The sequence below is a fragment of the Ignavibacteriota bacterium genome (assembly GCA_016716225.1).
In the GTDB taxonomy this organism is placed as follows: Bacteria; Bacteroidota; Ignavibacteria; order Ignavibacteriales; family Melioribacteraceae.
In genome coordinates this window covers 2,137,780-2,149,716 of record JADJWT010000001.1, presented here as the reverse complement: position 1 = coordinate 2,149,716, position 11,937 = coordinate 2,137,780, and the positions used below count along the sequence as shown (strand labels likewise).

The 11,937-nt window shown below is 30.5% G+C and carries 10 protein-coding genes; all 10 read right to left on the bottom strand.

Annotation, left to right across the window (positions count from 1 at the left end; translation table 11 throughout):
• Nucleotide 1: 1 nt before the first annotated feature.
• On the bottom strand, nt 2-646 hold the full coding sequence (fsa, locus tag IPM32_09430; GenBank protein MBK8945474.1) for a fructose-6-phosphate aldolase: 645 nt from the start codon (nt 644-646) through the stop codon (nt 2-4).
• A gap of 29 nt (nt 647-675) precedes the next feature.
• On the bottom strand, nt 676-2,229 hold the full coding sequence (locus IPM32_09425) for an Rne/Rng family ribonuclease (protein ID MBK8945473.1): 1,554 nt from the start codon (nt 2,227-2,229) through the stop codon (nt 676-678).
• 216 nt (nt 2,230-2,445) lie between these two features.
• Entirely contained in the window at nt 2,446-3,498 is a 1,053-nt protein-coding gene (gene dusB, locus IPM32_09420; protein MBK8945472.1) for a tRNA dihydrouridine synthase DusB, read from the bottom strand.
• A gap of 74 nt (nt 3,499-3,572) precedes the next feature.
• Nucleotides 3,573-5,690, bottom strand: coding sequence for a polyribonucleotide nucleotidyltransferase (gene pnp / locus IPM32_09415; GenBank protein ID MBK8945471.1), 2,118 nt, complete (start codon nt 5,688-5,690; stop codon nt 3,573-3,575).
• 11 nt (nt 5,691-5,701) lie between these two features.
• Nucleotides 5,702-5,971, bottom strand: a complete 270-nt coding sequence (gene rpsO, locus IPM32_09410) for a 30S ribosomal protein S15 (protein MBK8945470.1) — start codon at nt 5,969-5,971, stop codon at nt 5,702-5,704.
• 70 nt (nt 5,972-6,041) lie between these two features.
• Nucleotides 6,042-6,959: a riboflavin biosynthesis protein RibF gene (gene ribF / locus IPM32_09405; GenBank protein ID MBK8945469.1), complete on the bottom strand. Its 918-nt coding sequence runs from the start codon at nt 6,957-6,959 to the stop codon at nt 6,042-6,044.
• Between the two features lie 15 nt (nt 6,960-6,974).
• Nucleotides 6,975-7,682, bottom strand: a complete 708-nt coding sequence (gene truB / locus IPM32_09400) for a tRNA pseudouridine(55) synthase TruB (protein ID MBK8945468.1) — start codon at nt 7,680-7,682, stop codon at nt 6,975-6,977.
• The gene (gene rbfA, locus IPM32_09395; protein ID MBK8945467.1) at nt 7,651-8,016 is read right to left on the bottom strand and encodes a 30S ribosome-binding factor RbfA; all 366 of its coding nucleotides are present in this window, start codon (nt 8,014-8,016) and stop codon (nt 7,651-7,653) included. Before rbfA ends, truB begins: the two co-directional genes overlap by 32 nt.
• Entirely contained in the window at nt 8,013-10,670 is a 2,658-nt protein-coding gene (gene infB / locus IPM32_09390) for a translation initiation factor IF-2 (protein ID MBK8945466.1), read from the bottom strand. Before infB ends, rbfA begins: the two co-directional genes overlap by 4 nt.
• Before the next feature lie 16 nt (nt 10,671-10,686).
• Nucleotides 10,687-11,934 carry a transcription termination factor NusA gene (nusA, locus tag IPM32_09385; protein ID MBK8945465.1) on the bottom strand — a complete coding sequence of 416 codons (1,248 nt, stop codon included), beginning with the start codon at nt 11,932-11,934 and terminating at the stop codon, nt 10,687-10,689.
• Between the last annotated feature and the right edge of the window lie 3 nt (nt 11,935-11,937).

Sequence of the window (11,937 nt, the reverse complement as noted above, 5' to 3'; positions counted from 1 at the left end):
TTTATCCGTTTAATTTTTTCCAATCTTTCAAAAATGTTTCTAATCCGCTGTCAGTCAAAGGATGATTGAATAATTTTTTAATTACACTAAATGGTATTGTGGCAACATGCGCTCCAATTTCTGCAGCCTCAACCAAATGAAGCGGATGCCGAATACTTGCAACCAATACTTGTGTTTTGTAATTATAGTTGTTGTAAATTGTTACAATTTGTTCAATCAATTGCATTCCGGAATGACTTATATCATCTAATCTTCCAACAAACGGACTTACATATGTTGCACCGGCTTTTGCTGCTAAAATTGCTTGAGATGCAGAAAAACAAAGCGTAACATTTGTTTTAATATTCATTGAAGTTAAAGTTTTTACAGCTTTAATTCCTTCAAGAATTAGGGGAATTTTTATAACAATATTTGGATGAATTGCAGCTAATTCTTCTGCTTCTTTCAGCATTCCGCTATAATCTGTTGAAACAACTTCCGCGCTGATTGGTCCATCAACAATTTTTACAATTTCGTTAAGAAGTTCTTTAAAATCTTTTCCTTCTTTTGCAACTAAAGATGGATTTGTTGTAACTCCATCTAACAATCCCATTGAAGCCGCTTCTTTAATTTCACTAATATTTGCCGTATCAATAAAAAATTTCATTTGAATTCCTCAAATTTATTAAGAATTTTTTAAGCTATTTTTTCACCGGTTTTTTTTGATTTAACTTCAAAATCTTGCGGATTTAAATGTTCATTATCTTCTAATCTGATTCTAAAAAAATATTTCAGTTGAAGTTTATTTAAAGTTGAGAAAAATCCGATTTTCAAATCATTGCTTAATGATGGATGTACACTTAAAATGAAACTTCTAATTTTTCCTTGCGATTTATATCTTTTAAACCATTCCTCAATATCGTGAATTACGCTTGATCTTTTAGTCATCAATCCGGAGCCGTTGCAGTAAGGACAAACTTCATTTATAGATTGAATAATATTTTGACGTACTCTTTGTCTTGTTATTTGAACAATTCCAAAATCAGTCATTGGAAGCAAAGCAATTTTTGCTCTGTCTTTTTTAAATTCCTTTTTCAATTCATCGTAGATTTTTTTTCTATTTTTTTCCTCTTCCAAATCAATAAAATCTATAACAATTAATCCGCCGATATCTCTTAAACGCAATTGCCTAACTATCTCACGAGAGGCTTCCAAATCTGTTTTTAATGAATTTAATTCTTGTTCTTTTTTAGCAGCATATCTTCCGCTGTTTACATCAATTACAGTCATTGCTTCTGTATGTTCAATTATAATATGTCCGCCGTTTGGAAGCGGAACTTTTCTACCCATTAAAGTTTTAATTTGCTCTTCAATTTTGAATGTTTCAAAAATTGGCATTCGCGATTTGTAAAACTCAATTTTGGGAACTAATTCCGGCTGAACCAATTGAACATAATCTCTAATTTCTCTGAATAAACTTTTTGAATCGATAAAAACTTTTGAAACATCTGGAGTAAATAAATCTCTAATTACACTTGTGGTGGTTGTTAAATCATTGTATAATAATTCTGGCGGTTTGGATTCTTTTACTTTTGCTTGAATATTTTTCCAACTATTTACTAAATATTTTAAATCACTTTCTAAAGAATTTTCTTCCTGCTCTTTTGCCGCAGTTCTAATTATTAATCCGCAATTTTCCGGCAATATACTTCTAGATAAAATTTTTAATCTTTTCCGTTCTTTGAAATCAGAAATTTTCTTAGAAATTCCAATTTTATTATCAAACGGTAGAAGTACGCAAAATCTTCCGGGAATTGAAATTGATGATGTAATTCTAACACCCTTATTCGCAACCGGCTCTTTTATAATTTGAACAATTATATCTTGTCCTTTATGAAGTTTTGGAATTTGCGGAGGTTTTTTTTCTGCTTCAATTTGCTTAACATTTTCTGTTTGATCATCTTCGTCAATTCCAATTTCGTTTTCATCATCTTCATCCAAAACATTTTGAAATTCTCGAAATTGATCTCCAATATCAGAAAAATGAAGAAACGCATCGTGCTTTAAACCGATATCAATAAATGCAGCTCTAATACCCGGCAAAACTCTGGCAACTTTTCCAAGATAAATATTGCCAACCATTCTGCTTTTTTCTGCACTATCAACAAAAAAATCAATTAATGTTCCATCCTCGGTTATTGCAACTCTGTTTTGAGTTGTGGATGAATTAATTATAATTTCTTTTTGCATATAAACTCTAAGTATACATTAGTTCAATTTTGCAAAAGCGGAAAGAAATTTTAAGATTTGAGGATAATTACTTTTTCTGAAATAACGATTAAACAAATTTAAATCATTTTAATTTACAAAAATTTTGGGATTATATAATTTGTAATTTTTATAAACCAAAATTATACTTAAAATGATAAAAGAGATTTTTCAAAAAGTATTTCATAAAATAATTACTTAAATTTTTTCTTCCTCTTTTGCTAACCAAAAAAGAACTTTATTATTAAATTTCTTATTTATGTCTTCCACATTTAAATGCGGGTAAAAATTTTCATGTAATTTTTCAGTATGATCTTTTAATACATTTTTGATTCCATCAAAAGTATTTTCGGCATAGAGCTTATCAATTAATTCCCACACACCGTTATGATCTTTAAAATACCAAATTACATTTTTTTTAGCTTTATCTAAATTTTTAACAAAGCCTTGTTCTTTTTCAAGCAAATCAATATGGTTAATTGCAACTTCAGATATTTCAGAAATAGTTGGATTAAATTCTTTTCCATCAAGCAAAGCATTAATTTGTTTGAAGATAAAAGGATTTCCTAATGCTCCACGACCAATAAGCACAGCATCGCATTTTGTTTGGTTAAACATTTCAATTGCATCTTTTGCAGAAAATATTGATCCATTTCCAACTACCGGAATACTAACATTTTCTTTTACAATTTTAATCCATTCCCAATCGGCTTCAGATTCGTATCTATCATGTCTTGTTCTTGCATGAATTATAATAATTGAAGCACCATTTTCTTCAATTACTTTTGCATTTTCTAGAACATTAATTTTGTCTTTTGGTCCCAATCTAATTTTAACAGAAATTGGAATTCCTTGAGAATTTTTAACCATTTCTTTAACAATCTTTCCAAGCTGTTCCGGTTGGGAAAGTAAATAAGCTCCCATTTTACAACTGTAAACTTTTTCTACCGGGCAGCCGGAATTAAGATCAATAACATCCGGTTTGAATTTTGCAATTTCTTTTACAGCTTTACCAATAATTTCCGGATCATTACCTAATAACTGAACACCTATTGGTTTTTCAGATCTGTTAAATGTGAATAACCTTAATGTTTCAAAATTATTTTTTAAAACGCCTTCGGCGCTAACCATTTGTGTAAATGTTAAGCCAGCGCCAAATTCTTTAGCAATTTTTCTAAATACAAAATCGGTAACTTCAGCCATTGGTGCCAATAAAGCACGACTGTTAACATTTAATTTACCAATCTGCATTTGATTTTCCTTTCTTTACCAAACAACAAATTTAACTTTAAAGAACAAATCTATTTCAAACTGAAATCAAATAATTAAACCGTTTGTTCATCTGAATTATTTTTTTCAATTTCAGGTTCTTTTAATAAAGCTTTTCTTGATAAACTGAATTTGCCATTTTCAATTTTTAAAAGTTTCACTTTTATAATTTCACCTTCTTTAAGAACATCCTCAACTTTATTAACTCTTATTACGTCAATCTGAGAAATATGTAACAATCCTTGTTGATTTGGTAAAAATTCAACAAAAGCACCAAAGTCAGCAATTTTAACAACTTTACCTTTGTATACTTTTCCAACTTCTGGTTCAGAAACTAATCCAACAATTTTTTCTTTTGCTAGTCTTACATTTTCAGAAAGCTGACCAGAAATAAATACATTTCCATTTTCTTCAATATTTATTATAACACCAAATTCTTTCTGAATTCCTTGAATCATTTTTCCGCCGGGGCCAATTACTGTTCCAATTTTCTCCGGATTGATTTGTGTAGTTAATTGTTTTGGTGCATAAACTGATAGTTCTTTCTTAGGTTCTGAAAGTACGCTATTCATTTTTTCAAGAATTTCTAATCTTCCAGTTTTTGCTTGCCTTAAAGCGTTTTCCATAATTTCAAGTGATAAACCTTGAATTTTAATATCCATTTGAATTGCAGTAATTCCATTTGCTGAGCCAGCAACTTTAAAATCCATATCACCAAGATGATCTTCGTTACCAGAAATATCTGATAAAATTGAATATTGCTCACCTTCTTTTATTAAGCCCATCGCAATTCCGGCAATTGCACATTTTGATGGAACTCCTCCATCCATTAATGCTAATGAACCGGCGCAAACTGTTGCCATAGATGATGATCCGTTAGATTCTAAGATATCGGAATTTAGTCTAATTGAATATGGAAAAACTGTTTCTGCAGGAATTACAAATTTAAGCGCGCGTTCCGCTAAATTTCCGTGACCAATTTCTCTTCTTCCGGTACCACCAAATTTTCCAACTTCGCCAACGCTAAACGGAGGGAAATTATAATGAAGAATAAATCTTTTTGAATATTCTTCATCCAATCCGTCAATTCTTTGTTCATCGGATTTTGTTCCCAAAGTTAATGTAGTTAAACTTTGAGTTTCACCTCTTGTAAAAAGTGAAGATCCGTGAGTTCTCTTTAACAATCCGTTTTCAATTGTTATTGGTCTAATTTGAGTTGTTGTTCTTCCATCTAATCTCTGTCCGCCATCAAGAACTTGTTTTCTCATTAAATCTTTTTCAAGATCATGAAGAAGTTCTTTTATAACATTTTCTTTTTCAGGAAATTTTTCTGATAAAGATTCCAATACAAATTTATTTAGTTCAGAATTTTTTAAAGCTCTTTCTTCTTTGCTCAATTTTGTTGCAACAATTTCTGAATATTTTCCAAGTGCTAACTCATTTACACTTTTAATTATTTCTTCTTCAATTTGTTTTTCGGTTACAGAATATTTTTCTTTTCCACATTCAGCTCTTAATTCATTTTGAATTTTTACAATTTTCTTAATTTCATCATGAGCAATTTTAAGAGCTTCTAATAATTCTTCTTCGCTAATTTCTTTAGCTTCACCTTCAACCATTACAATTGAACTTTCAGTTCCAGCAATTGTTAACTCCAAATCTGATACTGCTGTTTGAGATTTAAGTGGATTTACAATAAATTTACCATCATTTCTTGCAACTCTTACTTCGCCAATTGGCTCTAAAAACGGAATATCAGAAATTGTTAATGCAGCCGATGCTCCAATAGCAGCCAAAACATCCGGATCATTTTGTCCATCGTACGAATAAACTTGAGCAATTACTTGTACTTCATTTTTAAATGATTTAGAAAATAATGGTCTAATTGGTCTATCAATTAATCTTGCAGAAAGTATTTCTCTTTCGGATGGTCTTCCTTCTCTTTTAATAAAACCGCCTGGATATTTTCCTGCTGCAAATGATTTTTCTCTATATTCAACCGAAAGTGGAAAAAAGTCTTGATCTTCTTTAGCTTCTTGCGCCATTGTTGCAACAACCAAAACCATTGTTTCACCGGAAGTTACCATAACTGCAGCATTTGATTGCTTTGCGTATCTTCCGTATTCAATTGAAACTATTTTACCATCAATTTCTACTTCTTTAGTATATATCATTCATTGCCCCGTTATTTTCTAATATTTAATTCATTAATTAAAGATCTGTATCTTTCAACATCTTTTCTTTTAACATAATCCAATAATCTTCTTCTTTTACCAACCATTTGCATTAAACCTCTTCTTGATGCATGATCTTTTAGATGATTTGTAAAATGTTCTTTTAAATCATTAATTCTTTCTGTTAATATTGCAATTTGAACTTCTGCTTTACCGCTGTCTTTGTCAGTTGCTCCATATTTTTTTACTATTTCTTGTTTTTTTTCTTTTGTAACAGACATTTTTTACTCCTTTATTTTTATTCGATTAAGTTCCAGTTGAATACCGGAACTAATTAATTAACTTCATTTATTAAATTTTTTGCTTCATCAACATCTTTGTGTATTTGATTTTCCAATTCTTCAATTGAATTAAATTTTTTTCATCTCTCATTTTTTTTATGAATTCAATTGAAATTTTATCACCATAAATTTCCTTGTTGAAATCAAATATAAAAACTTCCGTAATCGGTTCTTTCACGTTATTGAAAGTAGGGCGTAGCCCAATATTTGCAACGCCAAAATAATTTTGATTGTTATATAAAACCTTAACAAAGTAAACTCCGTTTTGCGGAATTAATTTATTATTTTCCGAAGGTTTTAAATTTGCTGTTGGATATCCTAAAGTTCTTCCCCGTTTTGCTCCCTCAACAACAATTCCGTCAATAAAATAATATCTGCCTAACATTTCATTCGCTAAATCTAAATTATCATTTTTAATTGCGACTCTAATTTTTGTGCTGCTTATCGGCTGATTATCAATTTCTTCCGGACCAACAACAATCATTTCAGCAATTTTCCCTTCAACGTAATTTTGTAATTTATTTTTATCACCTTCTCTATTTTTACCAAATTTATGATCGTAACCAATTATCAAATATTTTGCCTTTGTTTTTGCAAATACAATTTCATCAATAAATTCTTGATAAGTTTTTGTAGCAAATTCTTTTGTAAAAGGAATAATATAAACGAAATCAATTCCTAATTTTTCAAAAATTTTTATTTTTTCATCAATTGGAGTTAATAGTTTTACTTCATTTCCTTCACCCAAAACAACTCGCGGATGCGGATAAAAGGTAATTAAAACACTTTTTAAATTTAGTTCTTTTGCCTTTTCTTTTAAATTTTTAATAATTTTTTGATGGCCAAGATGAACCCCATCAAAAGTACCAATTGTAACAACACTACTAATTACATTTAATTCTTTTTTCGTATCCTTAATAATTTCCATACAACTAAATTTTAATCAATTATAATTTTCAATTGCCAATTTTTCCATTTCATCTAAATTGAAGGAATCATCAACTTTAAATTCTCCAATTTGAGTTCTTCTTAATTCGCTCAAATAACCGCCGAAACCAGTTTTATTTCCAAAATCATTTGCAATTACTCGAATGTAAGTACCTTTAGAACATTCTATTTCGAAAACAATATTTGGTTTATTTATTTCAACAATTTCGAAACTATAAATTTTAACTTTTCTTGGAGCTCGCTCAATTTCAATTCCTTTTCTTGCATATTTATAAAGAGATTTCCCTTTATATTTTAATGCAGAAAACATCGGCGGAATTTGATCAATTTCACCTACGAATGAATTTCTAATTTCAAGAATTTTATTTTTATCAAGTTCGTTAACTTCAACAATATTTATTAATTCCGTTTCACAATCCATTGATAATGTTGAAGCACCTAAAGTTATTGTTCCAGTATAAACTTTATGCATCTCTTGAAATTTGCTTATCTCTTTTGTTTTCTTACCAATACATACAATCAATAAACCCGTTGCTGCTGGATCCAAAGTTCCGGCGTGCCCTACTTTTTTAATTCCAAACTTTTTTTTTACAGCATTAACAATAAAAAAAGATGATTTATTTTTTGGTTTATCAATTAAAAGAACAGCTCCTTCTGTTAAATCAGAAAGATTAATTTTTTTCGTCGTTTTCTTTATTATCATTTTTAATCGAGTTCAAAATCTCATTCATTTTATCAACGTAATCTTGAGTTTCATCTAAGAAAAAATTCAGCTCCGGAGTAATTCTTAAATTTACTCTTTTTGCTAATTCGGATCTCAAAAATCCTTTAATAGATTCAATATGCTCCATTACATATTTGCGTTTTTCCTTTTCATAAACTGAAATGTAAACATTCGCAATTTTTAAATCCGGACTAACTTTTGCACGTAAAATTGTTATAAATCCAAGATTTGGATCTTTAACTTTCTGAAGGAAAATTAAACTCAATGTTTCTTTAACAAGGTTTGATATTTTTTCTTGACGTAAAGACATTATTGCTCAAGTTTCTGTTTTGTTTCAACTATTTCATAAGATTCAATAACATCGCCAATTTTAATATCGTTAAAATTATTTATGTTTAATCCACATTCATAACCGGCATCAACTTCACGTACATCGTCTTTAAATCTTTTTAAGGTTGATAAATGACCTTCGTAAATTTTTATTCCATCTCTAAATAATCTGATTTTGTTATTTCTCAATATTTTTCCATCTTGAACATAACAGCCGGCAATTGTTCCAACTTTTGGTACTTTGAATGTTTCTCTAACTTCAATTGTTGCAACTAATTTCTCTGATAAAATTGGTGACAACATTCCTTCTAAAGCAGATTTAACTTCATTGATTGCATCGTAAATAATATTGTACAATCTTATATCAACTTTTTCACTTTCAGCAAGTCGACGTGCATTTGTATTTGGTCTTACGTGGAAACCAATTATAATTGCACTTGATGCTGTAGCTAAAAGAACATCGCCTTCTGAAATTGCTCCTACACCTTTATGAATAACTTGAACTCTAACTTCGTTATTGGATAATTTCATTAACGAATCCGAAAGAGCTTCAACCGAGCCATCCACATCACCTTTAACAATAAGCGGAAGATCTTTTAATTCACCTTTACCAATTCTGCTTGCTATATCATCCAATGTTACCATTCTAACTTGACGCTGATCTTGTTCTCTTTGCAATTGCTGACGTTTTATAGCAACTTCACGTGCTTCTCTTTCTGATTCTACCACAACAAATGTATCACCAGCTTGCGGAGCTCCTTCAAAACCCAAAACTAAAACCGGAGTTGATGGACCAGCTTCAGTAAGTTTAGAATTTCGTTCATCAAACATTGCTCTTACTCTTCCATGATAATTACCGGCAACAAAGGGATCGCCAACTTTCATAGTTCCTTTTTGTATTAAAATTGTGGATGTAATTCCTCTGCCTTTATCAAGCTGAGTTTCAATAACGGTACCTCTTGCTAATCTTTTATAATTTGCTTTGAGTTCAAGCAATTCAGCTTCGAGAAGAATTTTTTCCAACAATAAATCTATATTCAAACCAGTTTTTGCAGATATTTCCACGCATTGATATTTACCGCCCCAATCTTCAACCAAAATTTTTCTATCTGCCAATTGTTGTTTTATTTTATCAATATTTGAACCGGGTTTATCAACTTTATTTATTGCTACAATTATTGGAACACCGGCTGCAAGTGAGTGATTTATCGCTTCGACAGTTTGCGGCATTACGGCATCATCCGCAGCAACAATTAAAATAACGATATCTGTAACTCTTGCTCCTCTTGCACGCATTGCAGTAAAAGCTTCGTGACCCGGAGTATCTAGAAATGCTATTTCTTTTCCTTCGCCAAGTTCAACTTTGTATGCACCAATATGCTGTGTAATTCCACCGGCTTCCCCAGCAACAACATTTGCTTTTCTAATATAATCCAGTAATGAAGTTTTACCATGATCAACGTGACCCATAATTGTTACAATCGGAGGACGAAGTTCTAAATTCTCCTCTGTATCATCACTATCTTCAAGTACATCAGAAGTATATTCTTCTTGAAATTCAACTTCAAATCCAAAATCATCAGCAATTAATGTTATTGTTTCCACATCCAATCTTTGATTTATTGAAACCATTAAACCTAAACTAATGCATTTCGAAATAACTTCGCTAACAGAAACTTTCATCAAGTTAGCTAATTCATTTACGGCAATAAATTCTGTAACGGAAATTTTTGTGCTTTTTTCAATTTGTTTTTGTTCTAAAATTTCTTCTTGAATTTCATGTTTTTCTTTTCTTTTCTTTTTTCTTGCTGCAGCTCTTTCGCCTAATCCAGTAGTGCCTACTCCTTGTAAAGTTCTTTTAATTGAAGCATCAACTTCTCTTTTATCAATAACAAATTTTTTAACTTTTTTACTTTTCTTAGCTTTAATTGTTTCTTCACTTAGCTCAATTGATTTTGATTTATTTTTAGCTTTTAATTTTTTCTTTCTTTTTTTACCATCTGGGTCATCATCACTTTCTTCAACAACCGGAGGAACAACTTCAGTAACTTTTGGCTGTGGAATTTCTCTTTCTTTTATTGGTTTAACGGGTTTCTTTTCGGTTTGAAGATCCATCTTCCCGACAATTTTCAATCCAGATTTTCTTTTCTGAAGCTCAAGTTCTGATTGAGTTTTGTAATTACCAATTTTTTCTTCAACAGGTAACGGTTGATCAACCTTTTCATTTTCTTCAACTACTTCAATTTTATCGTCTATAATTTCTTCAACTACTTTTTCATCAATCGGAATTTGTAATTCTTCAACTTCATCATTTTTTATTTCTTCAACAATTTCTGGTTCTTTTTCAACAACCTCAACAACTTCTTGCTCTTTAACCGGAGCTGGCTCATCTTCTTTTTTAATGTTACCCAGACTTTTTTGAAATTCAGAAATTTTTCTGTAGTGGTGTTCTGATTTTTCAATATCTTTCTTGAAATGAATGCGGATATCGTCAATCATTTCATCTGTTAAAATTGAGGAGTGAGATTTTACATTATAATTTTTGGATTTTAAAAATTCAACCAATGAATCCGTCGAAAGATTATACTCAGCCGCAAATTTATAAATTCTTAATTTCTTTAGTTTATCATCAGACATAGTTTATGTACCGTTTTTATTCTTCTTCTTCAAATTGACTTTTAATAATTTCAATAATTTCTTTTGCTTTTGCTTCGTCCAGTTCTTCAATGTCTTTTAGTTTATCAACACCAGCAGAAAGCACTTCAACGGCTGTATCAAATCTGTTGTTAATAAGCAAATCAACGATATCTGAACCCAATTCTTCTCTAAGACTTACTAATTCTATGTCATCTTCATATTCATCAAAATGTTTTTCTTCACGGATTATTTCAATTTCAAATCCAGTTAATTTAATTGCGAGTCTTATGTTTACGCCGTTTCTTCCAACAAGTAAAGAGACTTGATCACTATCCGCAGTAACGGTACAGCTTTTTTCTTCTTCGTCTAATTCCAATTGCTTTATTTTTGCAGGCGCAATTGCTCTCTGAATATAAATAATTGGATCATCAGAATAATTAATTACATCAATATTTTCATTACTTAGTTCTCTAACTATTGCATGAATTCGTACGCCTTTCATTCCAACGCAAGCTCCAACAGCATCAATTCTTGCATCATGCGAAACAACTGAAACTTTTGCTCTTTCTCCGGGTTCTCTTGCAATATCTTTTATTTCAATTATTCCATCATAAATTTCCGGAATTTCAATTTCGAAAAGTCGTTTTAAGAAAAGATTATCTGCTCTTGATATTACTATTACAGGACCATTTTGAGTTTTCTTAATTTCTTTAATTACCGCGCGGATTGTATCGCCTTTTCTATATTTTTCCCTTAAGATTTGTTCTGAGCGAGGTAAAATCAATTCATTCTTGTTATGATTTACAAGAATATCATTTTTTCTAACTTGGTAAATATCGCCAACAACAATTTCACCAATCATTTCTGAATATTCTTTATAAACTATTTCCTTTTCAATTTCTCTAATTCTCTGATTCAAGTTTTGGCGAGCAAGATTTATATGTCTTCTTCCAAATGCGCTTAAGTCAATTTTTTCAATAAAATCTTCCCCAACTTCAAGTTCATCTTCGTTCCCTTTTGCATTTACCTCATCAATACTAATTTCAGTATTTGGATCATTAACTTCTTCAACAATTTCACGTTCAAGGAAAATTTCGATATCACCTTTATCCATGTTTACAACAACTTCAAATTTAGCTTCTTGGCCGTATTGTTTTTTTACAAGAACGCCAAAAACATCTTCTATAATTCCCCCGAGAACGTCTTTATCTAAACCTTTTTCTCTTACCATATAGGAAAACGATTCAACAATAGAACTATTCATTTG